The organism is Caulobacter sp. Root655 (assembly GCF_001427665.1).
In the GTDB taxonomy this organism is placed as follows: domain Bacteria; phylum Pseudomonadota; class Alphaproteobacteria; order Caulobacterales; family Caulobacteraceae; genus Caulobacter.
The window spans coordinates 248,727-274,957 of record NZ_LMHC01000001.1; the positions used below are offsets into that span (position 1 = coordinate 248,727).

Here is a 26,231-nt window from a genome sequence, read left to right on the forward strand (position 1 = left end):
AGGCGACGCCACGCATTGGAGCACGTCATGTTGGACGCCGACCTGAAGGATCAGTTGAAGGCCTATCTGGGCCATCTGCGCCAGCCGATCACGCTGGTCGCCGCGCTCGACGACGGTCCCAAGTCCCGCGAAATGCTCGACCTGCTGGAAGACGTCGTCGCCGCTTCGGACAAGGTCAGCCTGTCGCGCCGCGACGACGCCCGCACGCCGTCCTTCGCCATCGAGCGCGAGACCCCCAATCAGGCAGGGGGAGACGCCAGCGTCCGTTTCGCCGGCCTGCCCCTGGGCCATGAGTTCACCTCGCTGGTGCTGGCCCTGCTGCATGTCGGCGGCCACCCGCCGAAGTTCGACGCCGAGGTCCTCGACCAGGTCCGCGCCCTGGAGGGCGAGTTCCGCTTCGAGACCTATTTCTCGCAGACCTGCCAGAACTGCCCCGACGTGGTGCAGGCGCTCAACACCATGGCCGCCCTGAACCCCAACATCACCCACGTGGCCATCGACGGCGCCCTGTTCCAACAGGAGGTCGAGCAGCGCCAGGTCATGGCCGTGCCGACCGTGCTGCTGAACGGCCAGCCGTTCGGCCAGGGCCGGATGAGCCTGGAGCAGATCTTGGCCAAGATCGACACCGGCGCCGCGGCCCGCGAGGCCGAGAAGATCAAGACCAAGGACGCCTTCGACGTTCTTGTTGTCGGTGGCGGCCCCGCTGGCGCCGCGGCGGCGATCTACGCGGCCCGCAAGGGCATCCGCGTCGGCGTCGCGGCCGAACGGTTCGGCGGCCAGGTGCTCGACACCATGGGCATCGAGAACTTCATCTCGGTGTCGCACACCGAGGGTCCCAAGCTGGCCATGGCCCTGGAGCAGCACGTCAAGGACTACGACGTCGACATCATGAACCTGCAGAAGGCGGTCGGCCTGGTCCCCGCCAAGACACCGGGCGGCCTGATCGAGGTCAAGCTGGAGAACGGCGCCAGCCTGAAGTCGCGGACGGTGGTCCTGGCCACCGGCGCCCGCTGGCGGCACATCAACGTCCCCGGCGAGGACGAGTACCGCAACAAGGGCGTGGCCTATTGCCCGCACTGCGACGGCCCGCTGTTCAAGGGCAAGCGCGTGGCGGTGATCGGCGGCGGCAACAGCGGCGTCGAGGCGGCCATCGACCTGGCCGGCATCGTCGCCCACGTGACCCTGATCGAGTTCGACAGCGAGCTGCGGGCCGACGCGGTGCTGCAGCGCAAGCTGGCCAGCCTGCCCAACGTCCGCATCGTCACCTCGGCCCTCACCACCGAGGTCCATGGCGACGGGACCAAGGTCAATGGCCTGACCTACAAGGACCGCAACCACGACCAGGTCCACCGCGTCGACCTGGAAGGCGTGTTCGTGCAGATCGGCCTCGTGCCCAACACCGAGTGGCTGAAGGACAGCGTCGCCCTGACCCAGCGCGGCGAGATCGAGGTCGACCATCGTGGCGAGACCTCGCTGCCCGGCGTGTTCGCCGCCGGCGACGCGACCACGACGCCCTACAAGCAGATCGTCATCGCCATGGGCGAAGGCTCCAAGGCGGCGCTGTCGGCCTTCGACTACCTGATCCGTCTCGAGCCCGCCGTTCCGGAGCAATCGGTCGCCGCTTAGGGTTGAATAAGCCCTCATCGACGCTGTTTCGAAGCCGTCGCGTCCGCCTTTCGGGGTCGGCGCGGCGGCTTTCGTTCGTTTGGCGATGCGTCAATGCGCCTCTCGCCATACGCGCGATCTTGACCTCGACATCAAACTTGGGCGCAGGCTACTCTGTTAACGAATGGGCAAATGATTCTGCGTGGTCGAGGGGCCGAATCGGCGCGATGGGCGTCGGTTCCGCAGGTCGTTAAGGGGTGGGCAAGATGAGGCTGCTGTCGAAGGGCGATCGCAACACCAAGAGCGGCGTCAAGCCGGTGATGCTGGCCGCCGAGAATGACCGTCCGGAAGCCTTCGAAGGCGTCGACCGCCTGGTCGAGGCCACCCAGGCGATCGGCGTCCGCTACGAAACCATCCATGGCGGCCTGGACAGCATCAGCCGCGTGGTCGAGCACCTGCGGGCCATCGAGCCGCTGCTGTCGGAAATCCGCGGCCCGGTCGCCGAGGAGTTCGAAGCCCGCCGCAGCGAGCACGCCGAGCTGATCTCGCTGCGCGCCGCCTTCGACCAGGCCGCGCGCCAGCTGGCCGCCGTCCAGGCCGAGGAGCGCGAGCTTTCCGCCAAGCTCGCCGCGTCCGACGCCGCCCTGACCGAATCCGACGCCCGCCGCCAGGCCCTGGACGTCGCCCTGGAAGACGGGGCCCTGGAAATCGACCGCCTGCGCAACGGCCTGCAGCAGTCCGACCTCAAGGTCGGCGGCCTGGAAGCCGCCCTGCGCGACGCCACCGCGCGCGGCGAGCACCTGGCCCAGGACGTCGAGACCCTGCGCGTCCAGACCCAGGACATCGACACCCGCCGCGGCGAGGCCGAGGCCTCGCTGGCCCGCGCCAACCAGCAGGCCTCCTTGCAGATCGAGGAACTGGCCACTCTGAAGAAGCGGCTCGACCAGGCCGGTTCGGACGTGGCCCGCCTGTCGCGCATCGAGACCGAGCTGGAAGCCCAGGTGGCCGGCGAACGCGCCCGCCTGCTGGCCTCCGACAACGCCCTGGCCACCTTCCAGGCCGACAGCGCCCGCGTCGTCCGCGGCCTCGAGGCCCAGGTCGAGGCTGGCCGCACCGAGGTGTCGGCCTTGCAGACCCGCCTGGAGACCGCGACCGGTCGCGCCGACAAGCTGGAAGAGATGAACGGCCAGATCTCGGCCAAGCTCAACGAGTCCAGCGCCCAGCAGCAGGCCGTCGAGCGCCGGGCCGGCGACCTCAACGTCGCTCTGGAGCGCGCCCTGGAACGGGTCCGCAACCTGGAGGACGAGGTCGAGGACCTGCGCGCCCGCCACGCCGGCGTCGACACCGCCCGCGCCGCCGCCATCGAACGCGCCGACCAGCTGGCCAAGATGGTCGGGGCCCACGAAAAGGCGCTCAAGCGCGCCGAGGAACGGGCCGGCCAGCTGCGCACCCGCTTCGAGGCCCTGCAGGCGTCCGAGGACGAGACCCGCCGCGGCCACGACGACAAGGTCGCCGAGATGCAGGCCGACATCGAACGGATCCGCTCGGAGGCCGCCCTGGCCGAAGGCGCCCTGGAATCGGCCCGCCGCGACCGCTCGCGCCTGCAGATGGCCCTGCTCGGCGCCACCAGCGACGACCTGGCGGTGGCGGGCTAGACGTGGAGCTTCAATAGGCGTCCATCCGCCCTGGACTCTGAAGTTTCGCAACCCCGGCCTCCTCGGCCGGCGTGCGTTACGGGGCGAGTGTGAGTCCCCGTCCGTTCCACGGCGTTCCGCTACCGCGGGATTTCGGTGGTCTTCGTCAGCACCACCTGGCGGTACACCGCGGTGATCTCGAAATAGCGGCCGAACGCGCCGTGGAACTGATCCACCGCCTGTTTCACGCCCGGGCCACCGATCTCGCTGATGTCGTGCCAGTAGTCGTCTAGCACCATCATGCCGCCGACGCTCAACAGGCTGGCGCAGAAGCACAGGTCGATCAGCACGGCCAGGGCCGTGTGGCTGCCGTCGACATAGATCAGGTCGAACTGCTCGCCGGCCGCCAGCATCCTGGGCAGCTCGTAGGTCGAGAAACCCTTGCGGGCGGTCATCGACCGGAACGAGGTCTTGGCCATGTTGCGGTGAAAGCGCGGCTCGACGGCGTGGTATTTCTCTTCCGGGTTCAGGGCCTCGTCGAACCAGGGATCGATCACCGTGACGTCGAGGCGGCCCGGCATCAGCCAGTCCATGAACGCCAGGTTGCGGCCCTCATAGGCCCCGATTTCCATGTAGCGGATATTGCCGTCATCCCGCTTCGCGATGAAATCGCGCAACAAGGGCGTGACGAACGGGATGTTGTTGGACGCCCAGCCCGAGGTGAACTCGTAACCGACCGTCTCGCTGTGGGTGTTGAAGGCGTCCACGACCGTGTGGTCGCGCGGGGCCAACATGGTGCGGGCCAGGTCCGGCGCGAAACGCGGATTGACCTTGGCGAAGGAGCGCAGCTTGTCGCCCAGGCCGCGCGCGTCGTGGGCGTCGGTCAGTTCGGCGTCGAAATTCGGATTGGACCCGTCGGCCATGGCGTCGGTTTCCCGGTTTCAGTCGGGAAAACTCTAGCGCCAAGGCGTTAATGAACGGTCAGGTGGTGAAGCTGGCGATTGGCCTGTTGCGGGCCACGCTCCAGCCGGTGCGCAGTTCACCGGTCGGCCGCCCACCTTTCTCGATCCGATAGTGCCAGAGGATCTCGGTGAAGTTCAGCGTCAGCTGCTCGGTGGGCGCGCCCTCGTCGGGACGCGACTGGAACTGGACCTCGCTGAGGATCGCGTCGCGCAAGGCGAAGGTCAGCACCAGCCTGGCGGTCCCGTCCGAACCGTTCAGCATGTGCAGATAGGTGGGGCGGTCGGGGCCGGCGCCCAGCGACCTGGCCTGCAGGCAATACTGATAGAGCCGCACCGACAGCGCATCGACGAATCTGGTGAGCGTGAAGTCGCCGACGATCGGGCGCCCGGCGGTGCGCGCCGCGTTGCTGACGTCGATCGTCACCAACTGCTTCATGCCCTGGGTGACGGAGATCAGCGGCACGCAAAGGCGAGGATCGAAGGTCGCGTCCTTCTCGGGCATGCCTTCGAGCCCGTCGACCGGGTCGCCGTCGAACAGGTCCGGATCGCCCGGTTGCAGCAAAAAGAAATTCATCGCGCGTCCTCGGCCTGATCCGGTGGGCGCAGACTAACCTTGACCATGGGGCTTGGCGACTGACGTTATGTCAGTCCGTCACGACCGCGCCGTCCTCGATGCGCACCGGCCACGGCGTCAGGGCGAGGTTCTCGCAGGGGCCGGCCACCATCGCCCCGTCGTCGATGCGGAACAGGGCCGCGTGGCCGCCGCACAGGATCAAGTCGTTGTCGCGGGTCAGGAACCGGCCGCTGGGCCCGGCCAGCGGCCAGCCGGCATGCGGGCAGCTGTCGACATAGCCGACCACGGCCTCGCCCCGCCGCACCACGAAACCGGCGAACACCGCCTGATCCACGCGGAAGCGGAAACCGCGCGCGCCGGGCGAGGCGATCTCGTCCAGCGGGCAGAGCACGGTCCCCGGCATGGGGCGGGCAGGGTTGTCGGGATCGGTGCGGGACATGGTTGCTCAGTGATCCCCAAAGGTTGTCATCCCGGGTCTGCGCTTCGCTCCGCCCTGGATGACAACGATGAGGAGAAGATCGTTACAGCGAGCCGATCGCCAGCCGCCAGAAATGCACCTCGACGCTCTCGAACACGCCGGCGGCGGTGAAGGGGTCGTTGTCGGCCTGGGCCTGGGCGGCGGCCTTGTCGTCGGCTTCGACCACGATGATCGAGCCGATCGGCGCGCCCGCGTCGTCCAGCAGGGCGCCAGCCAGCTTCAGGTTCGGACTGTTGTTCAGATAGTCCAGGTGGGTCGGGCGGGTGGCCAGGCGGGTCTCGAGCGCGCCGGGCTTGTCCTTGCAGATGATGGCGTAGAGGGGCATTGCGATTTCCTTCCGAGAACGGGTCGGGGACAGGCGCATGCGCCTGTCCCCAGTTTCAGGCTTCGGTCTTCAGCGGTCGCGACAGCAGGCCCAGTATGGCGCTGTCGACATCGACCTCGCCGGCCAGGACGGCGGCGACGGCTTCGCAGATCGGGGTTTCGACGTTCAGCGAGCGGGCCAGGGCGCGCACGGCCGGAGCCGAGGCCACGCCCTCGGCGACCGAGACCTTGCCGGCCAGGGCCTGTTCCAGGGTCTGGCCGCCGCCCAGGGCCAGGCCGACGCTCATGTTGCGCGACTGCGGGCTGGAGCAGGTGAGCACCAGGTCGCCCAGGCCGCACAGGCCGGCGACGGTCTCGGCCTTGCCGCCTAGCGCCACGGCCAGGCGGGTCAATTCGGCGAAACCTCGGGTGATCAGGGCGGCGTGGGCGCTGCGGCCCAGGCCCTTGCCCTCGACGATGCCGCAGGCGATGGCCAGGACGTTCTTGACCGCCCCGCCGGCCTCGGCCCCGATCACGTCGGGAGCCAGGTAGGGGCGGAAGGCCGGGATGGCGATGGCCTCGCCAATCGCCTTGCCAAGGGCCTCGTCCTCGCAGGCCAGGGTGACGGCGGTGGGCAGGCCGCGGGCCACCTCGCCGGCGAAGCTGGGCCCCGACAGCACGGCGATCGGCGTGTCGGGCAACATCTCGGCGGCGACTTCGCTCATCAGCTTCAGCGAACCTTGCTCGACGCCCTTGGAGCACAGCACCACGGGCACGCCAGCCTTCAGGTGCGGCTTCAGCGCCGCGAGGGCCGAACGCAGGTGCTGGGCCGGCGGCACGGCCAGGATCAGGTCGCAGGCGGCCAGGGAGGCCATGTCGGCCGAGGCGGAGATCGCCGCCTCCAGCTTCACCCCGGCCAGGAACATCGTGTTCTCGCGCGACGCGGCGATCGAGGCCACGACCTCGGGCTCGCGGGCCTGCAGGGTCACCCGCAGCCCGGCCCGGGCGCAGACCTGGGCCAGCGCCGTGCCCCAGGCCCCCGCGCCGATGACGCCCGCGTGCTTGAACGTCATGCCTTGGCTCCCTTGCGGCCGAAACTGTTGCTCGGATTGGATAAGGCGGCGGCCTCGTCGAGGGGCCAGCGCGGACGCGCCACGGCGTCCAGGTCGTCGGAGACGCCCGCCGCCAGTCGCTCGGCCCCGGCCAGGGCGATCATCGCGGCGTTGTCGGTGCAATAGGCCAGGGGCGGGGCGTCGAAGGAAAAGCCGTTGTCGTCGCAGTTCCGGCGCAGCGCCGCCTTGACCGCGCCATTGGCCGCGACGCCGCCGGCCACCACGAAACGCAGAGCTTGGCCCGGATGGCCGGCGGCGTAGAGCTTCATCGCCCGGTCGGTGCGCTCGGACAGCTGGCGGGCGATGGCGAACTGCACGGCGGCGGCCAGGTCTGCGCGCTCGGTTTGGCTGGTGACCTTCTCGGCCAGCCGCGCGGCGGCCGTCTTCAGGCCCGAGAACGAGAAGTCGCAATCCTTGCGGCCCAGCAGGGCGCGGGGCAGGTCGAATTTCGTCGGATCTCCGGACGCCGCCAGCGTCTCCAGGGCCGGGCCGCCGGGATACGGCAGGCCCAGGCTCTTGGCGATCTTGTCGAAGGCCTCGCCGGCCGCGTCGTCGATGGTGGTGCCCAGACGGGTGCAGGCCCCGACCCCGGCCACCTCCAGCAACTGGCAGTGCCCGCCGGAGACCAGCAGCAGCAGGAAAGGATAGGGAATGTCCGCTCCCAGCCGGGCCGAAACCGCGTGACCCTCCAGGTGGTTGACCGCCACCAACGGCAGGTCGCGGGCCAGGGCCACGGCCTTGCCGAACGCCAACCCGACCATCACCCCGCCCACCAGGCCGGGCCCGGCGGTGGCGGCGACGCCGTCCAAGGCCTCGAAATCGATCCCCGCCGCCCGCATCGCCTCGGCGACCACGTCGTCGATCGCCTCGACATGGGCGCGGGCGGCGATCTCCGGCACCACCCCGCCGAACGGGGCGTGCTGCTCGAACTGGGTGCCGACGATCGACGACAGCACCTCGACCCGACCGTCCTCGTCCCGGCGCACGACGGACGCGGCGGTCTCGTCGCAGCTGGTTTCCAGCCCGAGGATGGTGAGGCTCGGTTTCGTCGAGCCCGAGTTCGTAAGGGTTGTCATTGTGTTGCGGGGTTCCCGCCGCTCCTGTAGCAGCGAAGGCTTCGTATCGCTCTGCAGGTAACGCCCCCACCGTGTCCCGGCAACCCATCCGCATCGGCGCGCGCGGCTCCAAGCTGTCGCTGGCCCAGTCCGGCCTGATGCAGGCCCGTATCGCCGCCGCGCTCGGCGCGAGTCCTGGCGACGACATCGACGCCTTCGCCCAGCTGATCCCGATCGTCACCAGCGGCGATCGCATCCAGGATCGCCGGCTGATGGAGATTGGCGGCAAGGGCCTGTTCACCAAGGAGATCGAGGAGGCCCTGCTCGACGGCCGTATCGATTGCGCGATCCACTCGCTGAAGGACATGCCGGCGCAGCTGCCGCCGGGCCTGGTCCTGGCCGCCGTGCCCGAGCGCGAGGACCCGCGCGACGCCTTCATCAGCCACGTCTGCGAGCGGCTGGAAGACCTGCCCAAGGGCGCGCGCCTGGGCACCGCTTCGCTGCGCCGCCAGGCCCAGGCCCTGCACGTCCGCCCCGACCTGGAGGTCGTCATGCTGCGAGGCAATGTCGACACTCGCCTGGCCAAGCTGGAGCGGGGCGAGGCCGACGCTATCCTGCTGGCCCAGTCCGGCCTCAATCGCCTGGGCGTGGGCCACCTGACGCGCAGCTGGCTGGACCCCATCGCCGCCCCGCCGGCCCCGGGCCAGGGCGCGCTGGTCATCGAGACCCGCAGCGAGGACGTCGACCTGCCCTGGCTGCAAGCCGTGCGCTGCCAGGCCACGACCCTCGCCGTGGCCGCCGAGCGCGGCGCGCTCTACGCCTTGGAAGGTTCGTGCCGCACGGCGGTCGGGGCCTATGCCCGGTTGGACGGCCTTGAGCTGACGATGATCGTCGAGGCCCTGACCCCGGACGGGGCCCAGCGCTTCCGCCGCGAGGGCGCGGTGACGCTCTCCGGCCTCGACGCCACCGACCAGGCCCGGGCCCTGGGCCTCGACCTCGGCGGCCAGGTCCGGATCGAGGGCGGTCCGGCCCTGATCCTCACCGAGTAGGCCGATGACCGAGGGCGCGCGGCGGATCTGGGTCACCCGGGCCTTGCCGGGCGCGGAGGCCACCGCCGCTCGCCTCCAAGCCCTGGGCCTGACGCCGCTGATCGATCCGCTGCTGGCGGTGCGCGACCTCGGGGCCGGGATCGACCTAACGGGCGTGGCGGCCCTGGCCTTCACCAGCGTCAACGGCGTCGCCGCCTTCGTCCGGGCCTGCCCGGACCGCGCCCGGCGGGTGTTCGCGGTCGGCGACCGCACCGCCGCCGCCGCCAGCGCCGCCGGCTTCGTCCAGGTCGCTTCGGCCGACGGCGACGTCGAGGCCCTCGCCGCGCTGATCGTCGGCCAGGCCGCGAGCCTGGAGGGCGCGATCCTCCACCCCAGCGCCCTGGAGCCGGCCGGCGACCTGCTGTCGCCCCTGATCGCGGCGGGGCTGAGCGTCCGCCGCACGGCGCTGTACGAGTCCGTGGCCCGCGATCCGGCGCCCTCGACCCTGGCCGCCCTGGGCGACCTGGAGGCGGTGCTGCTGCACTCGCCGCGCGCCGCGCGGAAATTGTCCGAGGTGCTCGCAAGTCATCCCGCGCCGGGCCTGAGGGTCCTGTGCCTGTCGGCCGCCGTGGCCGCGCCGCTCGAGGCGCTTGGGCGAGCCGGGATCCTCGGTCCTGTGGCGTTCGCGCCGCGTCTGGACGAAACCGCGCTGCTCGGCCTGCTCCTCCCCTAAAGCCCGTTTGGAGAAGCAGGCTTTAGATTCTCCGGCTTGCAGCATGTTCTCGCCGCCAAACCGCATACATTTTGGCGGAACACGCTGTAGCTGAGCGATTGCGCGGCGCGGCGGCGTGGGGCACGAATGGGCCATGACCGCTGCTCCCGATCCCGCTGAAATCGCCACCCCACGCGATCCGGCGCTCTATGCGCCCCGCCGTGTCCTGGGCCTCGGCTTCTGGGCGGTGATCGCCTTCGGAGTGATCTGCGTGGCGGCCGGCGCGGCCCTGGCGCGATTCGGCCCCAGCTGGTTCGCGCCCAAGGCCCCGGTCGCGGTCCAGCAGCCGGTCAGCGGCGGGGCTCCGGTCCTGCCGCCGAGCGATCGCCCGTTGTTCGGCGGACCGGCCGCGCCGCCGGCCCCGACCGTCGCGCCCGAGAACGTCGCCCGACTGGAAAACCGCGTCGCCCTGCTCGAGGCCGGCCAGCAGCGGGCGCTCGACGCGGCCGGCGCGGCTCTGGCCGCCGCCACCCTCTCCGACGCCGCCCGCACCGCTCGCCCGTTCGCCGAGGAGTTGGCGGGTCTCGAGCGGGTCTTGCCGCTGTCGCCGGACCTGCGGGCCCTGACCCGCCTGGCCCAGGATGGCGCGCCGACCCGCGCCGGCCTGGCCGCCGAGTTCGAGACCCTGGCCGCCCGCGCCGCCGTCGCCGCCCGCGACCCCGGCCGCAACGCTGACTTCCTGGCCCGGCTGCGTCACGCCCTGTCCAGCATCGTCTCGATCCGCCAGGTCGGCTCGACCCAGGGCTCGGCCCCCGACGCCCTGCTGGTTCGCGCCCAGACGCTGCTGAACGAGGGCGACCTCGAAGGCGCCCTGGCCGCGGTCCAGTCGCTGCCCGCCACCACCCAGACCGTGCTGGCCCCCTGGCGCGCCGCCGCCGAACGTCGGGTGGAGATCGACCGCCACATCGCCACGATCCGCGCCGACGCCCTGGCCGGCCTGGTGCAGGTGGCGCGGGCCCAGTCGGCGGGGGTCCCGGTCGTGGCCGCCCCGCCCGCCAACCTCCCGACCGCCGCTCCGGTGGCTCCATGATCCGCGCGGCGATCGTCTTCTTCCTGGTGGCCGCCATCGCCGTGGCGGTGGTCGCCCTGACCGGCGAACCGGGCGCGGCCAGCCTCGACTGGATGGGCTGGCGGGTCGAGATGACCGCCGCCGCCGCCGCGCTGCTGACCCTGTTCGTGGCCCTGCTGGCCACCATCCTGTGGCGCGGCCTGCTATGGGTGGTCGAGGCCCCGCGCCGCGCCGCCCGCGCCCGAGCCGAGGCCAGGCGCAAGCAGGGCGTCGAGGCCCTGTCGCGCGGCTTCCTCGCCGTGGCGGCCGGTGACGGCTCCGAGGCGCGCCGCCTGGCCCAGAAGGCCTCCGAACTGGCCCAGGACGCCCCGGCCCTGGTCCGCGTGCTGGCCGCTCAGGCCGCCGAGGCGGCCGGCGACCACGTCGCCGCCCGGTCGGCCTACAACGCCATGCTCGGCTTTCCCGAGATGCGCCTGGCCGGCTTGCGCGGCCTGATGCAGACCGCCCTGGCCGAGGGCGACAAGGCCCTGGCCCTGAAGCACGCCGAGACCGCCTACGGCCTGGCCAAGACCGCGCGCTGGGCCTGGCGCGCCCTGCTCGAGGCCCGGCTCGAGGCCGGCGACTGGAAGGCCGCGCTCGACCTCGTCCAGGGCGCCCTGGACCGCAAGATCGTGCCGCCGCTGGTCGCCGAACGGGCCCGGGCCGCCCTGCTGGCCGCCTCGGCCGCCAGCCTGGAGGAGTCCGACGATCCCAAGGCCCTGGCCCAGGCGCTCGATTTCGCCGCCCAGGCCGCCAGGCTGAAGCCCGACTTCGCCCCCGGCGTGGTGATGGCCGCCCGCCTGCTGGCCGCCGACGGCAAGGCCGCCAAGGCCGGGAGCCTGATCGAGGCCGCCTGGAAGCTTTCACCCCACCCGGCCCTGTGGTTGGCCTATCGCGACCTGAAGACCAACGAGACGCCCAAGCTGCGGGCCACGCGCCTGGCGGCCCTGGCCAACCTCAAGCCCGAGGCCCGCGAGAGCCGGCTGCTCAAGGTCGAGAGCGCCTTGATCGGCGGCGATCCGGTCGCGGCCCGCGCCGCCGCCCGGCTACTTCCGGAAGAGGAGCTGACGGCCCGCGCCGCCGGCCTGATGTCGCGCGTCGCCTACGCCAACGGCGAACCGGACGAGGCCCGCGCCTGGATCGCCCGGGGCGCGGCCGCGCCGCAGGAGGCCGACTGGTCCGACCTCGACCCCGAGGGCCGCGCCTTCGCCTACGCCCAGGGCGACTGGGCCCGGCTGACGGTCAGCTACGCCGAGACCGGCGAGCTGATCCACCCGCGCTTCGAGCGCCGCGAGCGGGCGATGAGTGAGCTGCCCGAGCTGCCCTCGGCCTATGTGGAATCCACGCCCTTCGTCCGCGCGGCCGAGACCGGCGGGGCGCTGATGCCCATTCCCGACGACCCTGGCGTGTTCGATCCGACCGCGGTCATGGACGGCGGACCGGACGGCGAACCGGGCGGTCCGGGGCCTCGTCGCAACACGGCTGCACGCCGACGCTTGGCAAGCGGCCCTCGCGCCGCTAAATAGGCCCCTCTTCGCGCCGGGCGGTGATTTGCCAGGCGGGAGGCACCAGGTTTCCAGGCCTCGTCCTGGCGACGAAAGCGCGCCGCTTTAGCTCAGCTGGTAGAGCACCTCATTCGTAATGAGGGGGTCACAGGTTCGAGTCCTGTAAGCGGCACCACTTTTCCCTTGTCGTCCGGCCTTGGCATTCAGGGCGATCAAGCGCCTCGCGCCGTCAATCATCCCAACCCGGCCGTTTCTTTTTCTTGCCGAGGGCGAACAGGCCCGGATAGGGCCCCTTGCCGGTGCGGTAGAGGCACCAGTCGTCGTCCTTCTTGCAGTCGCCGTCGAACGCCGCCTTCTTGTCCGGATCGATCGCCGCGTAGAGCGCCGGCCCGTTCTTGTTCTTCGCGCCCAGGGCTTCGGCGCAGGCCTCGCGCTCGACCTTGCTGAGCTTGAGGATGTCGGCGTGGTTGCAGCCGCCGCCCTGGCGGGCGGCCTGGCGCAGGGCATCGCCGCCGCCAGTCGGCGTTCCGCGCGCGACGAAGCCCGGCGGCGCGACGATCTGGGAGGAACCGGCGGCGATGGGCGGGATATTTGCCGGCGGCGCGAGCGCGGGCCGGTGGAGTTGCGGGAGCGAGATCGCCGGCGCCGCATGGCTCGGTGACCGGGGCGGCGGTTTGGCGGCGGGCGGCGGGGTGGGCCGCAGAAGTTCGACGACCAGGCTGGGCGGTTCGACCAGGGTCGGGGCCGGCGGAACCCCTCGCAGCAACGCCCATCCCAGCACGGCGTGCAGGGCCAGGGATGTCAGGCCGACGACCAGCCACCGCCGCGCGCCGCGTTTCAAGGCCATGGGCGCTCGGGCAGGCGCATCGACTTCTCCTTCACGCCACCACGGTGTTTCTGGCTAGCGTCACCTTGAGGCGAGACCATGGCCGCGGTGTTTCGAACCTGGAGCAATCGCCCGGCGAACCGCCCGCGCGGATGCGGGAACGCCCGGGTTATGGGCGCCCTCGCCGAATTCTCGCCACGAACCGGATTTTCGCGCCTTGCCGAGGAACGATCGTCACAAGGCCGTGTTAGTCGGCGTGGGTCTTCGGAGGGGTTCAGTGAAGCTCGCCGCGTTGATCATCTTGGTCCTGATCGCAATGCTGATCTGGCCGAGCATCGAGCCGCATTTGCTGCGAGTGCTAAGACGGCTTCGACGGGCGTTACGATAGAGGTCCGCTCTTCGGTGAATTTGGACAGATGTTCAAATTGTCTCATCGAATTGATCGGGTGTGTGAAGTCGCCTCAGGCGGGAATGCCCTTCACGCTCGCATTCCGAAGAAGATCACCGTATCTCGGTCGGCAACTATGCTGCACAATTGCCGCTTTTAAGCCATCATCGCTCAAAAAATGGCGTGTTCGCGGGCAATTCACGAGTCGCGAGGCTGTTTGCCTAACAGCGCGTAAATAATGCTGGAGTGTTCGCGAGTGCGGCATTATACCGCTGGTGAAATCGAAAACGGGGAACTCGCCATGTCATCGCGTTATCTGAGCGCCTTCGTCATTGGACTGGCGATGGTCACTGCACCCATCGGTCAGTCCGTCGTCTGGGCTCGCGCCACACCGGTCGCGACCGCCGCCTCGCTGCAGGCCACCATCTCCTCGGCCGCCCGCGCGGCCGCCTCGACGGCGGGCTTCTCGGGCCTCTCCAACGCCGACAAGCTCGCGGCCATCCAGGCCGCCGTCACCCAGGCGCTCGCCACCAGCGGCGCCTCGCCCGAGATCATCGCCGCCGCGCTGATCCAGGCGGTCAAGTCGGGCATCATCAGCGCCGGCGTGGCGATCGCGGTCGCGGCGACCGTGGCTCCGGAGTTCGCCGAGATGGTCTCCAAAGACCCGGCGGTCGTCGCCCAACTGGCCGCCACCGGCCAATCGGCCACGGTGACGGGCGCGACGGACGGCGGGCCTTCGGTCAGCGTCCTGGTCAGCCTGCAAGGCGCGACGGGCGGTGGCGGCGCGGGCGCTCCCACCACCCCGGCCGTCTTCGATCCCTGCGCCGGCGTGATCGCCGCCTACTGCGGCGGCTAGAGCTACGTCCCGGTCGGCTTCGACCGGGCGTCCGACCTCTTTGTGTTTGTGGAAGTCCTAGCGGAGACGTGTGTCTCCAAAAGGTGGGGATAGGCCAAATGAAATATCTGGTTTCCGCGGCGATCGCGGCCTTGCTGGTCGTATCGACTCCGCACGTGGCTTCGGCCCAGGATACGGCGTCGAACTTCAAGCGCGACAGGAACGTCAGCGTCCGTGAGCGCCCTCGCCCGGACTATGAAGCGATCGGCGTCAAGGCCGGCGGCTTCACGCTGTATCCGCGGGTGACCGCGAGCGTCGAGGGCAACGACAACATCTACGCGACGAAAGCCGACGAAAAGGCCGACGCCATCTGGCGCGTGAAGCCTGAACTGGCGGTGCGGTCCAACTGGTCGCGGCATGCCCTTGGGGCTTTCGCGTCGGCCTCGGTCAATCGCTATGCCGACTTCGCCAGCGAAGACACCGAGGAATACACCTTGGCGGTCAACGGCCGTCTCGACATCGTGCACGGCTCGAACATTTCCGGCTCGGTGCAATACCAGGCCCTGACCGAACCGCGCACCTCGCCGCAGTCGCCGGCCAGCGCGGTCAAGCCGATCGAATACAGCCTGCTGACCAGCAAGCTGACGGGCGTGAAGGAATTCAACCGCCTGCGCCTGACGGGTCGGTTGTCCGACCTCGACTATAATTATGACGACGGTGTCGACCGGTTGGGCGGGACGGTCGAGCAGGACACCCGCGACCGCAACGAATTCTACTATGGCGGCAAGGTGGAATACGCCATGAGCCCCGACACCGCCCTGTTCCTGTCGGTGCTCGGCAACACCAAGAGCTACGACCTGGCCACCGCCGGCCGCGATTCCGACGGCTATGTCGCCACGGTCGGCGCCAATTTCGAACTCTCCGAAGTGGTCCGAGGCGACGTCGCCGTCGGCTACATGAAGCAGTCCTACGACAACGCGCTCTACGGCGAGATCGACGGCTTCAGCGGCGAGGCCAAGGTGGAATGGTTCCCGACCGCCCTGACCACGGTGACGACGACCGCGGGCCGGACGATCGAGGAAGCGGTCACCACCGGATCGCCGGGCTACATTTCGAACAATATCGGGCTCAACATTGACCACGAATTGCTGCGCAATGTGCTGCTTTCGGCCAATGCCAGCTACGGCAAGGACAATTACGAGAAGATCGATCGCTCCGACAAGCGTACCGGCGCGGGCGCTTCTGTCGCCTATCTGTTGAACCGCCGGGTCGGTGTCTTCCTGACCTACACCTATCTGAAACAGAACTCCTCGGGCGTGAACCACGGAACGTCCTTCGCCGACAACAAGCTCGCGGCCTCCGTCGCGCTACAGTTCTAGGAAAGCGTCTGGGGTCTCCTCAGCGCCCAACGAGAGTTTTCATGGACGGCTCAGCTTACGAGACCCCGATCTCTCTGGCGCCTAGCGCCGGAGAGAAGACGTTTGACCTCAATGTCGTGATCGCCACCTTCCGCCGCCGGCTGCGTCTGTTCGCGGCGGTGGCGTTGGTCGTCTTCGTGGCGGTGCTGCTGTACACCCTGCAGCAGACGCCGCGCTATACGGCGACCGCCCAGGTCATGCTGGACACCCGCACCGAGCAGGTGACCGACATGAGCGCCGTGCTCTCCGGCCTGCCCGCGGATTCGCCGGTGGTCGACACCGAGGTCGAGGTTCTGCGGTCGCGTTCGCTGGCCAACCGCGTGGTCGCTCAGCTGAAGCTCGACCAGGACCCCTATTTCAACCCCTATCTCGAAGAGGCCAAGGGCCCGGCCGCGTGGCTGCCCTGGGTCAAGAAGACCGTGGCGCCGACGTCCGCGGTCGATTCGGTCGAAGCCCAGCGCCGCCGCGAGAAGGTGGTCGACCGGGTGCTCTCCGGCCTGAACGTCCGCCGCGCCGGCCTGACCTACCTGATCTCGGTCGACTACACCCATCCGCAACCGGAGCAGGCCGCCAGGCTCGCCAACGCCTTCGCCGACCTCTATCTGACCGAGCAGCTCGAGGCCAAGTTCGACGCCACCGCCAAGGCCAACGAATGGCTGGACACCCGCGTCGTGGAGCTGCGCGACCAGCTGCAGCAGGCCGAGGCGGCGGTCCAGCAGTACAAGATCGCCAACAACCTGCTCAGCGCCGAGGGCGCCACCCTGACCGAGCAGGAAATCTCCGGCCTCAACCAGCAACTGGCCTCCGCCAAGGCCGCCCAGGCCGAGACCGACGCCCGCCTCAACATCGCCCGCAGCCAACTGGCGCGCGGTAGCAACGGCGAGGACGTCGGCGAGTCGCTCAATTCGCCGGTGGTCCAGCAACTGCGCAAGCAGCGCGCCGAGAAAAGCGCCCAGGTCGCCGACCTCAGCGGCCGTTACGGCGACCGCCACCCCGACCTGTTGAAGGCCAAGCGTGAGTTGGCCGACATGGACGGCCAGATCCAGGCCGAGATCCGCCGCATCATCTCCAACCTCGAGGCCCAGGCCCAGGTGGCGCGTCAACGGACCGGCTCGATGGCGGGCAGCGTCTCGGTCTCCAAGGGCACGCTGGCCGGCAACAACCGCGCCGGCATCCGGCTGGGCGAACTGGAGCGCAAGGCCGAATCCGTCCGGACGCTCTATGAGTCCCTGCTGGCCCGCTTCAAGCAGACCACGACCAGCCAGGGCATCGAACAGCCCGACGCCCGCGTCGTCTCTCAGGCCAAGATCCCGACCTCGCCGAGCTATCCCAAGCCGTCGCTCAACCTCGCCCTGGGCCTGGCCGCCGCGCTCGGCGCCGGCCTCGCCGCGGTGGTTCTGGCGGAAATCCTGATGGCCGGCCTGTTCACCGAGGACGAGGTCGAGCACCGGCTGGGCCTGCCCTATCTGGGCTCGGTCCCGCTGCTCAGCTCCGCCGTCGACGGCAAGCTGGCGCGCGGCGTCAGCCCGGCCGACTACCTGCTGACCAAGCCGTTGTCGGGCTTCGCCGAGAGCTTCCGCAAGCTGCGGGCCGCCATCCTGTTCTCCAAGGTTGGCGAGCCGGTGAAGGTGATCGCGATCACCTCGTCGCTGCCCGGCGAAGGCAAGACGACCACCACCTTCTCACTGGCCCGCACGCTGGCGACGTCGGGGGCCAGCGTGGTCGTCGTCGATTGCGACCTGCGGCAGAGCGCGATCAACCGCTTCCTGGCCGAGCCCCCGACGGCGGGGCTGGTGGAAGTGCTGAACGGCGTCTGCACGCTAGACCAGGCGCTGATCACCGACGCCAGCGGGGCCAAGGTCCTGGCGCTGACCAGGTCGGCCAACACGCCGCGCGACGTCCTGGGCTCTCTGGCCATGCGCCGCCTGCTGGCCGAGCTGCGTCAAAGGTTCGACGTGGTGCTGCTCGACACCGCGCCGCTGCTGGCCATCGCCGACACCCGCATCCTGGCCCCCTCGGCCGACGCGGTGGTGATGCTGGCGCGCTGGAAGACGACCCCCGTCAAGGCGATCACCTCGGCGCTGTCGCTGCTGCAGGGCCAGGGCGTGTTCGTGGCCGGCGTGGCCCTGACCCAGGTCGATCTGAAGGCTCAGGGGCGCTACGGCTACGGCGACGCCAACTACTATTACAAGAGCTATCGCAAGTACTATGCCGACTGACACGGCGGTGGGGCGCCCGGTCGCCAAGGGCGATCGGGCGCCCCGTCGTCGGGCCCGCAGGCTGGCGGCGTCCGAGAAGATCGCCGCGCTTTGCCTGGTGGCGTCGGTGTTCGCGGCCGTCCTGGCTTTCGGGGCCAGCGAAGTGGTCACGGCGACCCTGTTCTCCGGGCTCTACGCTGCCTATCTGCTCGGTCTCCTGGCCACCTGCGACTGGGCGCGACGCGACCTCGGCAGGATGTCGGGCCTGGTCCCCCAGGCGGCGCTCTTCGCGCTGCTGGCGGCGGCCGTGCTGTGGCCGCTGACCCCTTGGGGGCCGGGCGGGCCGCATCCCGTCTGGGCCTATCTTCCGGGACACCTGGCCAGCCTGACGGTCGATCGGTCGGCCCTGCTGCTCAACGTCCTGCAGCTTTTCGGCCTGGCCTGTCTGTTCGTCTCGGCCCGGATCGTCGGCGCGTCGGAGGCTCGTGGCGGTTGGTTCCTGCGGGCGGCGGTGGCCGCCTTGAGCCTCTACGCGGCCATGGCCTTCATCGACCATGTCGTCGACCGCCGGACCGCGCGCCTGACGGCCACGCTCCTCAGTCCCAACAGCGCGGCGACGACCTTCGGGACGGGCATGCTGCTGGCGGTCGCCGCCGCCGTGAACCGCCTTCGCCGCTATCCCGACCTGACGGTGTTGCGACGCGGCGATCCGGAGGTGACGGCCTGGCTGGGCGTCGTCGGGCTGTTGGCCACCGTGCTGCTGTTGACGGCGTCACGGGCCGGGGTCGCCGCCTCCCTGATCGGCCTGGGGCTGCTGCTGGTCTGGAATGTCTTCGCGCAACGCCAGGGCTGGCGGGGCGCGACGGGACTGATCGCGGTGGCGGCCCTCCTGCTGGTCGCGGCGATCGCCCTGCCCAGCATCGACTATCTGGCCGGTCGGTTCAGCGTGACTGGGCGCGATCTGGACGTTCGATCGAACATCTTCGCGCTCCACTGGGCGGCCTTCCTCTCGACGCCGTGGAGCGGGTTTGGCCTGGGCGCCTTTCCAACCGTCAACCAACTGGTGACCACTGGCCCTTCGCTATCGGTGCTGTACGACGTGCGCGCGGCGCACAATCTGTACCTGCAATGGCTGGAGGAAGGCGGGGTGGTCGGCGCCGTCGCCATGCTGGCGGTGTTCGCCAGTCTGATCTGGCCGATCCTGCGCGGCGGCTTCGCCGACAGCTCCACCGGCGTCTGGGCGCGGGCCACCATCTGCGCGGCCGTCGTCTTCCTGGCACACGGCGTAACGGACTTCGCGCTGCAGGCTCCGGCCATCCAGGCGCTGTGCGCGATGGTGCTGGGTGTGGTCGGCGGCATGGTCTTGGCGCGCGGTTCGCGGCGCGGCGGGACTGTCTTGCCGCCCTGGCCGGTCGTCGCCGTCGCCGGGATGACCGTCCTGGCCACCGTCCTGGCCGGCGCACCGCTGGTCGCGGCGAAGCTGGGCGGCGACCTGTCCGGCTGGCCCACCGCGCCGGCCGAGGCCCTGGCCCGCGGCGTGGAGGACGGTCTCGCCGAGCCCAAGCCCGGCCTTCCCGCGCTCGCGCGCCTGGAGCGGATCAATGCGCGCGAACTGGCGTTGCGGCCCGCGTCCGGCGCGGCGTGGCTGCGGCGCGCCGCGATCGAGGCGGAGCTTGGCCATGACGAGGCGCTCAGCCAGGCGCTGGAGCGGTCCTTCCTGATGGCGCCGTTGCAGAGCAGCCTGTTCGACCGGCGGACGGTCTTCGCCTATGAACATTGGGACCGCCTGAGCCCCGCCGCGCGCGAACAGACCGTCTACCACGTCAAGGCCGAGTGGCGGCGGGGCCGACCGGCGCGGTTCGTGATCATGGCCAACGGAATCCGCAATCCCGCCGGCCGGGTGGGGCTGGCGCTGCAGGTCGCGGTGCTGCGGATGTCGTCCCGGGGCCGCTAGAGCGTTTCCCCGACCTGATTGCATCAGGACGGGCGCTCTAGTCTTTTGTTTTGATGTGTTTTCTTCACGCGACCCGGTACCCACTTCGCTTGAAAACGGGCTAGTAGGCGTTCTCGGCCAGCAGCAGGTGCGGCACGGTCAGCAGCATGATCCGCATGTCCGACAGCAGCGTCCAGTTGTCGATGTAGTCGAGGTCGGCCTCCACCCGCTGAGACATCTCGTCGACGTCGCCGGTGGCGCCGCGCAGGCCGCGGATCTGGGCCAGGCCGGTCAGGCCGGGACGGGCCTGGAAGCGCTGGCTATAGCTGGGGATCAAGGCCCCGTAGTAATCGTCATGGGCCTGGGCGTGCGGACGCGGCCCGACCAGCGACATGTCGCCCTTCAGGACGTTGAGCAGCTGCGGCAGCTCATCGACGCTGGCCATGCGAATCAGCTTGCCGATTCGGGTGATGCGGTCGTCGCCACGCTGCGCTTGCACCACATTGGGGCCGTTCTCTTCGCAGCGCATCGAGCGCAGCTTGTAGATGGTGAACGGCCGGCCGTTCAGTCCCCCCCGCGTCTGACGGAACAGAGCGGGGCCTGGAGACTCCAGCTTGATCAATAGCGCCGTCAGCAACAGCACCGGTGCGAAGAACACCAGTAACAGAAACGCCGCAAAAATGTCGCAAAGGCGTTTAAGCGGATCGACCGCTACTCGGGGAAGGAAATCAGTCGTAGTGCGCTGCATGACTTCTGTATTCAAGCTCCCGCTCACTGCACTATCCCCTATAAATCCGCTCTGAGGGTGGTTCAGAGGCAACCGAGTGACTGTCTACCGCAATGCACGCGCGCCGTCCCTTATAAACCTCAGCTTAACCATGGATAATGATGAAGCTGCATAAATCACGTTCGTTAGGTCACAATTAGGGCGCGTGATCTAAGCTTCACGTTAGAGGAGGGCCCCCTATGTCCACGATTCAGGCCAACGTTTCACTGGTTACTGCGACGGTTTCCACCGCGCCCGCGACCCGCCGCCGCCTGCCGCGCCTAGTGGGCTGGATGCTGACGGCCGCGATCGCCGGCGCCCTATGGTACGGCGTCATCGAGATGATTCGCCTGGCGTTCTGAGCGCTCGCCGCCGCCGCATCGCGCGGCGCCGATCGCTAGACACCCAGACATAAAGACCCCCGCGGCGGCCGCCGCGGGGGTCTTTATGTCTGGCGCGTATCCGCGAGCCGAAACGGGAGGGCGGCCGAGCCGCTCTCCGTCTGGTGCTCAGCCGACCGTCGTCCAGCGGGAGGAACCCGCGACCTGCCGCTGAACCCAGCGGTAGTTGAGCTCTTCCCACGGCGTGGCCCAGGGGGTGAGGTTGTCGAGCACCCAGTCGCCGGACTCGAAGCTGATGACCAGCACCGCGTGACTTTCGCCGCGCGCCGTGACCGCGACGGCCATCGACAGGGTCTCCTCCGGCACGCCGGCGGCGATCAGGCGGCGACGTTTCTCGAGGGCGTAATCCTCGCAGTCGCCATACATCTTGCCGTCGATGACGCGCGGCAACGACCAGTATTCCAGCAGGCCGTAGAGATCGAAGTCGGTGGCCTTGTGAACGTCGCGGTTGACCTCGCGGTTGATGGTGTTGACCATCTTCATCTGCGCCGACCGCAGCAGGGCGGGGGTCATGACCGCCAGCGCCGGCGCCGGCGCGGCTTCGGCGACCTGAGCGGGTGGCGGGGCGGCCTGTTCGGCCGGAGTCCAGGACCAGCCGCCGGCCGGGGCGAAGTCGGCGTCGATCGCCGGGCGATAGGCGTCGAGCACCGTGAACTGCGTCAAGGTGGTCGCCGCCTCGGGCGCCTGGGCTTCAGCCGCCGCGGCGGCCGCGGCCGCGACCCGCTCCGGCCAGGAATAGCCGATCGAGGAGGTGGCCAGCACGGCGGCGGTCGGCGTCGAGGCCGCCTGGGTCAGCGACGGTTCGAGCGGTCCGCAGGCGACCTCGCCCCTCTGGCAGAGGTCGGTGAAGCCCGGCGGCGGCACGACGACGTCACCGCGCGGCATGAAGGGACGCGCCCCCGCATGCGCCGCGGTGCTCATCAGCAGGGCGGCGGTCGCGCCAACGATAGTGTTTAGTTGTCTTCGGATCTGCATGGAAGCCTCACCGTCTGTCGTGAGACTAGAGTGAAGCTATCGCCTGAATATCCGATCAAAATACATGGTAACAGCTATGTCAATTCTATTGGTAACTACGCTGTTATTGGTAAATGAAATCCTTATGACTATATTACTAGACCATTGAGGTTTATGGTATATTGTTTGCTAAGCGGGCCAGCCCAGCGGTTGATCGGCGCGGGCCCGTGGGGCAAGTTGCCTGCCGTCGAACCCAGGCGCCCCGGCGCGCCGATTGGCCAAGTGATGCGTTTTAACTTTCTTCGTCCAAAGGCCCGCCCCGTGACCAACCCCGTCGTCGTGTCGACGGATGGCCGCGTGGTCTATGCGGTGGGCGATATTCACGGCCATCTCGACCTGCTCGACGATCTGTTGGACATCATCGCCCGCGATTTCGCCCAACTGAGGGAGCGCGAACCGGGTCGGAAAGATCGCCCGGTGCTGATCTTCGTCGGCGACTACATCGACCGGGGCCCGGCCTCGCGCGGCGTCATCGATCGCGTGCTCGCCCTGAAGGCGCTCTCCGACGGCGGGAGCGGTTTCGAGGTGCGCGCCCTGATGGGCAATCACGAGCAGACTCTGCTGTCCTTTCTCGACACGCCCGAGGCCGGCGCGGCCTGGGTCGAGTTCGGCGGCGGCGAGACCCTGACCTCCTACGACGTGGTCCGGCCGCCGGGCCGCGGCGACGCCGACAGCTGGCGGGTCGTCCAGGCCCAGTTCCAGCACAACCTGCCCGCCGACCACCTGGCGTTCCTGCGGGCGCTGGAGCTTTCCGCCCGTTATGGCGACTATCTGTTCGTCCATGCGGGCGTCAGGCCGGGGGTTCCCTGGGATCGGCAGGAGCCCGAGGATCTGCTGTGGATCCGCAACGATTTCCTCAGTCTTCCCCATCGACTCGGGTGTATCGTCGTCCACGGACACACGCCGGACGCGGAACCTTTCATCGGTTCTGACCGCATCAATATCGACACCGGCGCCTATGCGACAGGCGTCTTGACCGCAATTCGTTTGACCGAGAGCCCGCCTGTTGTGCTTCAGGCTCGAAAATCTCGTCGCGTGTAGCGCTTCGCCTTTTCCGTGTCACATACGCGTGCCATCACACCGCTCACAGGGACTGTGCGTAATCTTGAGAACACTTATCCAATGACTTTCGTTCGGCGCTTCTTGAATCGTCTAGCTTTGCCATTGGGCGTCGCCCTGATCAGTCTTCAGGCCGCTCCGGCCTTGGCCCAGGATGCGGTTCCCTTCCCGCCGCCCCAGGCTCCTCCGGCGGCTTCGAGCCCCGCGCCGATGGCCGCGACTCCGAGTGTTCCATCGACGATCACCGAGCCCGACTATCAGCTCGGCTCCGGCGACAAGGTGCGCGTCACCGTCTATGGCGAGCCCACCCTGTCGGGCGAATTTTTCGTGACGGGCAGCGGCCTGGTCTCCTTGCCGCTGGTCGGCGAGGTCAAGGCGGCAGGCCTCAGCGTCGGCCAGTTCCAGGACGCCGTGCAGAAGGCCCTCAGCGACGGTTATCTCAAGGAACCGCGCGTCAGCGCCGAGGTCCTGGGCTTCCGTCCGTTCTATATCCTGGGTGAGGTCACCAAGCCCGGCACCTATCCCTATACCTCCGGCCTGACGGTGCTGAACGCGGTGGCGACCGCCGGCGGCTACACGTACAGGGCCGACAAGAACAAGGTCTTCATCAAGCGCAACGGGGAGACCTCGGAGGTGAAAACCGAGCTTTCGCCTTCGACCACCGTGGCGCCGGGCGACACCATCCGCATCGGTGAACGTTTCTTCTAGCCATCCAGGCGCGCCCTCCCCGGCGCGCCTGCACGTCAACGGGGCCGAACCGCCCAAACCCACGGCGCTTGAACCCGGACTCTCATGTCCATGCCCGCGCGCGGGCGGTTCGGGATTGTCCGGGTCGTGGAAGTCGGGCGACTAGGCTTGAGACTATTTGTCCCGCCAGATTGGGCGGGGGTTAAAGGTGAGAATCTATGCGCGTAGCGATGATTGGTACGGGCTATGTCGGTCTGGTCTCCGGCGCCTGTTTCGCCGATTTCGGTCACGTGGTGACCTGTATCGACAAGGACCCCAGCAAGATCGAGCGCCTCGAGAAGGGCGAGATCCCGATCTTCGAGCCGGGTCTCGACGACCTGGTCGCCCGCAACGTCCGCGAGGGCCGGCTGTTCTTCACGCTGGAAGGCGCCCAGGCCATCAAGGAAGCCGACGCGGTGTTCATCGCGGTCGGCACTCCGACCCGGCGCGGCGACGGCCATGCCGACCTTTCGTATGTCTATGCCGCCGCCGAGGAGATCGCCGGCCTGATCGACGGCTTCACCGTGATCGTCACCAAGTCGACCGTGCCGGTGGGCACCGGCGACGAGGTCGAGGCGATCATCAAGAAGGCGCGTCCGGACGCCCTGTTCGCCGTGGTCTCCAATCCCGAGTTCCTGCGCGAAGGAGCGGCGATCGAGGACTTCAAGCGCCCCGACCGCGTGGTGGTCGGCACCGAGGACGAGCGCGCCCAGGCGGTGATGCGCGAGCTATACCGCCCGCTGTCGCTGAACGAGACGCCGATCGTCTTCACCGGCCGGCGGACCAGCGAGCTGATCAAGTACGCCGCCAACGCCTTCCTGGCGATGAAGATCACCTTCATCAACGAGATGGCCGACCTGTGCGAAAAGGTCGGCGCCGACGTCCAGCAGGTGGCCAGGGGCATCGGCCTGGACAAGCGGATCGGCGGCAAGTTCCTCAACGCCGGCCCCGGCTACGGCGGTTCGTGCTTCCCCAAGGACACCATCGCCCTGGTCCGCACCGCCAACGACTATGGCGCGCCGACCCGGCTGATCGAGACCACGGTGGCGGTCAACGACGCGCGCAAGAAGGCCATGGCCCAGAAGGTGGCCGCCGTGCTCGGCTCGGAAGACCTGGCGGGCAAGACCATCGGCGTGCTGGGCGTGACCTTCAAGCCCAACACCGACGACATGCGCGACGCGCCCAGCCTCGACATCCTGCCGGCCCTGCAGGCCATGGGCGCCAGCGTCCAGGCCTTCGACCCGGAAGGCCGGCACGAGGCCGAGCGGCTGCTGCCCGACGTGGACTTCAAGACCGGTCCCTACGAGGCGGCCGCCGGCGCCGACGTGCTGCTGATCCTCACCGAGTGGGACCAGTTCCGCGCCCTCGACCTCGACCGCGTGAAGCTGCTGATGAAGGCCCCGGTCGTCGTCGACCTGCGCAACGTCTACAAGCCCGCCGAAATGGTCCGCGCCGGCTTCACCTACGCCTCCATCGGACGCGGCGGCACGGTCAGCCCGGCCGTCGCCGCGCCTTCCATCACTCTTGTCAGCGTCAAGGGATGAGGTCCGCCATGACCCGTGAAAGCGAAGGAATTCAACAGGTCGCGGACGCCGGTCCGCGCGTGCTGGCCGTGTCGTCGTCGGGCGGACACTGGGAGCAGCTGATGTTGCTGCGCGACAGCTTCGACGGCTGTGACGTGCAATACGCCGCGACCCTGGCCGGACTGGGCGAGCGGTCCGGCGTGGGCGCCACCCATATCGTTCCGGACTTCAATGCCACACGGCCGTTCCGGACCATGATGGGGCTGCTGGGCGTCGCGCGCGTGGTCTGGGCCGCTCGTCCCAACGTCGTGATCTCCACCGGCGCGGCGCCGGGCCTGATCGCGCTGGTGGTCGGCAAGGTGCTGGGCGCCCGGACGATCTGGATCGACAGCGTCGCCAATGTCGAGCGGCTGTCGCTGTCGGGCCGCATCGCCGGCCGTATCGCCGACCTGTGGCTGACCCAATGGCGTCACCTGGCTCGCCCCGCGGGCCCGGTCTACCACGGAGCGGTGTTGTGATCCTGGCGACCGTCGGCACTCAGCTGCCCTTTCCCCGTCTGATTCGGGCCCTGGACGACCTGGCGCCAAGCCTGGGCCGGGTCGTGGCCCAGATCGGCGACAACCCCGAGACGCCGCGCCATCTGGAACATCACCGGGCGATGGAGCCGCGGGCTTTCGATGAGCTCTTCAGGCAGGCGGACCGGGTCGTCGCCCACGCCGGCATCGGCACGCTGCTGGCGGCCAAGAAGCACCACAAGCCAATCATCATCTTCCCTCGCCGCGCGGCGATGGGCGAGCACCGCAACGACCACCAGCTGGCGACGGCCAAGCAGTTGGAAAGCCACGCTGGTGTCTATGTCGCCTATGACGAGCAGGAACTCGAACGCCTGCTGCGCCTGCCCGACCTGACGCCGCCGGACGATACGCCGGGAATGTCGCTGCGGGACCTGCAGGGCGCGATCCGCGAGTTCATCGTCAGCTGACGACCGCGTCCGCCGTCTGGAGCGTCCGACCTGATAGCATCAGGTCGGACGCTCTAACCTTTTGTTCTGGCGCATTTTCTTCACGC

At 69.0% G+C, this 26,231-nt stretch carries 25 protein-coding genes and 1 tRNA gene; 17 read left to right on the forward strand and 9 right to left on the reverse strand.

From position 1 onward, the window contains the following. Nucleotides 1-27: 27 nt before the first annotated feature. Nucleotides 28-1,626 (forward strand): alkyl hydroperoxide reductase subunit F, encoded by a 1,599-nt coding sequence (gene ahpF, locus ASD79_RS01150; RefSeq protein ID WP_056719226.1) that lies wholly within the window; start codon nt 28-30, stop codon nt 1,624-1,626. A gap of 245 nt (nt 1,627-1,871) precedes the next feature. After that, nucleotides 1,872-3,260 (forward strand): hypothetical protein, encoded by a 1,389-nt coding sequence (locus tag ASD79_RS01155; protein WP_056719847.1) that lies wholly within the window; start codon nt 1,872-1,874, stop codon nt 3,258-3,260. A gap of 119 nt (nt 3,261-3,379) precedes the next feature. Here ASD79_RS01155 and ASD79_RS01160 read toward each other — a convergent pair whose 3' ends face one another. From ASD79_RS01160 to tsaD, 6 genes are all read right to left on the reverse strand, one after another. Beyond that, nucleotides 3,380-4,162 carry a class I SAM-dependent methyltransferase gene (locus ASD79_RS01160; protein ID WP_056719227.1) on the reverse strand — a complete coding sequence of 261 codons (783 nt, stop codon included), beginning with the start codon at nt 4,160-4,162 and terminating at the stop codon, nt 3,380-3,382. Between the two features lie 58 nt (nt 4,163-4,220). Further along, nucleotides 4,221-4,775, reverse strand: coding sequence for a type VI secretion system tube protein Hcp (locus ASD79_RS01165; protein WP_056719228.1), 555 nt, complete (start codon nt 4,773-4,775; stop codon nt 4,221-4,223). A 70-nt stretch (nt 4,776-4,845) separates the two neighbouring features. Then, nucleotides 4,846-5,214: a Rieske (2Fe-2S) protein gene (locus ASD79_RS01170; RefSeq protein WP_056719229.1), complete on the reverse strand. Its 369-nt coding sequence runs from the start codon at nt 5,212-5,214 to the stop codon at nt 4,846-4,848. Between the two features lie 82 nt (nt 5,215-5,296). Continuing rightward, nucleotides 5,297-5,578, reverse strand: a complete 282-nt coding sequence (locus ASD79_RS01175; RefSeq protein ID WP_007666883.1) for a YciI family protein — start codon at nt 5,576-5,578, stop codon at nt 5,297-5,299. Between the two features lie 55 nt (nt 5,579-5,633). Continuing rightward, on the reverse strand, nt 5,634-6,629 hold the full coding sequence (locus ASD79_RS01180; protein WP_056719230.1) for an NAD(P)H-dependent glycerol-3-phosphate dehydrogenase: 996 nt from the start codon (nt 6,627-6,629) through the stop codon (nt 5,634-5,636). Beyond that, on the reverse strand, nt 6,626-7,744 hold the full coding sequence (tsaD, locus tag ASD79_RS01185) for a tRNA (adenosine(37)-N6)-threonylcarbamoyltransferase complex transferase subunit TsaD (RefSeq protein WP_056719231.1): 1,119 nt from the start codon (nt 7,742-7,744) through the stop codon (nt 6,626-6,628). The genes ASD79_RS01180 and tsaD overlap by 4 nt, the downstream gene beginning before the upstream one ends. A 71-nt stretch (nt 7,745-7,815) precedes the next feature. On the opposite strand from tsaD, the gene hemC reads away from it, so the two are divergent. From hemC to ASD79_RS01210, 5 genes are all read left to right on the forward strand, one after another. After that, entirely contained in the window at nt 7,816-8,772 is a 957-nt protein-coding gene (gene hemC / locus ASD79_RS01190) for a hydroxymethylbilane synthase (protein ID WP_056719232.1), read from the forward strand. A gap of 4 nt (nt 8,773-8,776) precedes the next feature. After that, nucleotides 8,777-9,484 carry a uroporphyrinogen-III synthase gene (locus tag ASD79_RS01195; protein ID WP_056719233.1) on the forward strand — a complete coding sequence of 236 codons (708 nt, stop codon included), beginning with the start codon at nt 8,777-8,779 and terminating at the stop codon, nt 9,482-9,484. A 133-nt stretch (nt 9,485-9,617) separates the two neighbouring features. Then, a complete protein-coding gene (locus tag ASD79_RS01200) occupies nt 9,618-10,553 on the forward strand; it encodes a COG4223 family protein (RefSeq protein ID WP_056719234.1) in 936 nt (311 codons plus the stop codon). Next, nucleotides 10,550-12,097: a heme biosynthesis protein HemY gene (locus ASD79_RS01205; RefSeq protein WP_056719235.1), complete on the forward strand. Its 1,548-nt coding sequence runs from the start codon at nt 10,550-10,552 to the stop codon at nt 12,095-12,097. Before ASD79_RS01200 ends, ASD79_RS01205 begins: the two co-directional genes overlap by 4 nt. A 78-nt stretch (nt 12,098-12,175) precedes the next feature. Further along, nucleotides 12,176-12,251, forward strand: a tRNA-Thr gene (locus ASD79_RS01210). A gap of 54 nt (nt 12,252-12,305) precedes the next feature. On the opposite strand, the gene ASD79_RS01215 is transcribed toward ASD79_RS01210, so the two are convergent. Further along, the gene (locus ASD79_RS01215) at nt 12,306-12,923 is read right to left on the reverse strand and encodes a hypothetical protein (RefSeq protein WP_056719236.1); all 618 of its coding nucleotides are present in this window, start codon (nt 12,921-12,923) and stop codon (nt 12,306-12,308) included. Between the two features lie 668 nt (nt 12,924-13,591). On the opposite strand from ASD79_RS01215, the gene ASD79_RS01220 reads away from it, so the two are divergent. From ASD79_RS01220 to ASD79_RS01235, 4 genes are all read left to right on the forward strand, one after another. Continuing rightward, a complete protein-coding gene (locus ASD79_RS01220) occupies nt 13,592-14,146 on the forward strand; it encodes a hypothetical protein (RefSeq protein WP_056719237.1) in 555 nt (184 codons plus the stop codon). A 98-nt stretch (nt 14,147-14,244) separates the two neighbouring features. Beyond that, nucleotides 14,245-15,504, forward strand: coding sequence for an outer membrane beta-barrel protein (locus ASD79_RS01225; protein WP_056719238.1), 1,260 nt, complete (start codon nt 14,245-14,247; stop codon nt 15,502-15,504). 41 nt (nt 15,505-15,545) lie between these two features. Beyond that, nucleotides 15,546-17,762, forward strand: a complete 2,217-nt coding sequence (locus ASD79_RS01230; RefSeq protein ID WP_056719239.1) for a polysaccharide biosynthesis tyrosine autokinase — start codon at nt 15,546-15,548, stop codon at nt 17,760-17,762. Then, entirely contained in the window at nt 17,752-19,695 is a 1,944-nt protein-coding gene (locus tag ASD79_RS01235; protein WP_056719240.1) for an O-antigen ligase, read from the forward strand. Before ASD79_RS01230 ends, ASD79_RS01235 begins: the two co-directional genes overlap by 11 nt. Before the next feature lie 100 nt (nt 19,696-19,795). On the opposite strand, the gene ASD79_RS01240 is transcribed toward ASD79_RS01235, so the two are convergent. Then, nucleotides 19,796-20,422 carry a sugar transferase gene (locus ASD79_RS01240; RefSeq protein WP_056719241.1) on the reverse strand — a complete coding sequence of 209 codons (627 nt, stop codon included), beginning with the start codon at nt 20,420-20,422 and terminating at the stop codon, nt 19,796-19,798. 218 nt (nt 20,423-20,640) lie between these two features. On the opposite strand from ASD79_RS01240, the gene ASD79_RS23640 reads away from it, so the two are divergent. After that, a complete protein-coding gene (locus ASD79_RS23640) occupies nt 20,641-20,802 on the forward strand; it encodes a hypothetical protein (protein WP_156400313.1) in 162 nt (53 codons plus the stop codon). A gap of 147 nt (nt 20,803-20,949) precedes the next feature. Here ASD79_RS23640 and ASD79_RS01245 read toward each other — a convergent pair whose 3' ends face one another. Then, entirely contained in the window at nt 20,950-21,816 is an 867-nt protein-coding gene (locus ASD79_RS01245; RefSeq protein WP_056719242.1) for a transglutaminase-like cysteine peptidase, read from the reverse strand. Between the two features lie 216 nt (nt 21,817-22,032). Here ASD79_RS01245 and ASD79_RS01250 point away from each other — a divergent pair, with 216 nt between their 5' ends. The 5 genes from ASD79_RS01250 to ASD79_RS01270 all read left to right on the forward strand — a co-directional run bounded on the left by ASD79_RS01250 (nt 22,033) and on the right by ASD79_RS01270 (nt 26,145). Then, nucleotides 22,033-22,896 carry a metallophosphoesterase family protein gene (locus tag ASD79_RS01250; RefSeq protein WP_368664853.1) on the forward strand — a complete coding sequence of 288 codons (864 nt, stop codon included), beginning with the start codon at nt 22,033-22,035 and terminating at the stop codon, nt 22,894-22,896. 81 nt (nt 22,897-22,977) lie between these two features. Continuing rightward, on the forward strand, nt 22,978-23,622 hold the full coding sequence (locus ASD79_RS01255; RefSeq protein WP_056719244.1) for a polysaccharide biosynthesis/export family protein: 645 nt from the start codon (nt 22,978-22,980) through the stop codon (nt 23,620-23,622). A 197-nt stretch (nt 23,623-23,819) separates the two neighbouring features. Continuing rightward, nucleotides 23,820-25,184, forward strand: a complete 1,365-nt coding sequence (locus ASD79_RS01260) for a UDP-glucose/GDP-mannose dehydrogenase family protein (protein ID WP_056719245.1) — start codon at nt 23,820-23,822, stop codon at nt 25,182-25,184. A gap of 8 nt (nt 25,185-25,192) precedes the next feature. Further along, nucleotides 25,193-25,681, forward strand: a complete 489-nt coding sequence (locus ASD79_RS01265) for a hypothetical protein (RefSeq protein ID WP_056719246.1) — start codon at nt 25,193-25,195, stop codon at nt 25,679-25,681. After that, nucleotides 25,678-26,145 carry a glycosyltransferase gene (locus ASD79_RS01270; protein WP_056719247.1) on the forward strand — a complete coding sequence of 156 codons (468 nt, stop codon included), beginning with the start codon at nt 25,678-25,680 and terminating at the stop codon, nt 26,143-26,145. Before ASD79_RS01265 ends, ASD79_RS01270 begins: the two co-directional genes overlap by 4 nt. Nucleotides 26,146-26,231: the final 86 nt, after the last annotated feature.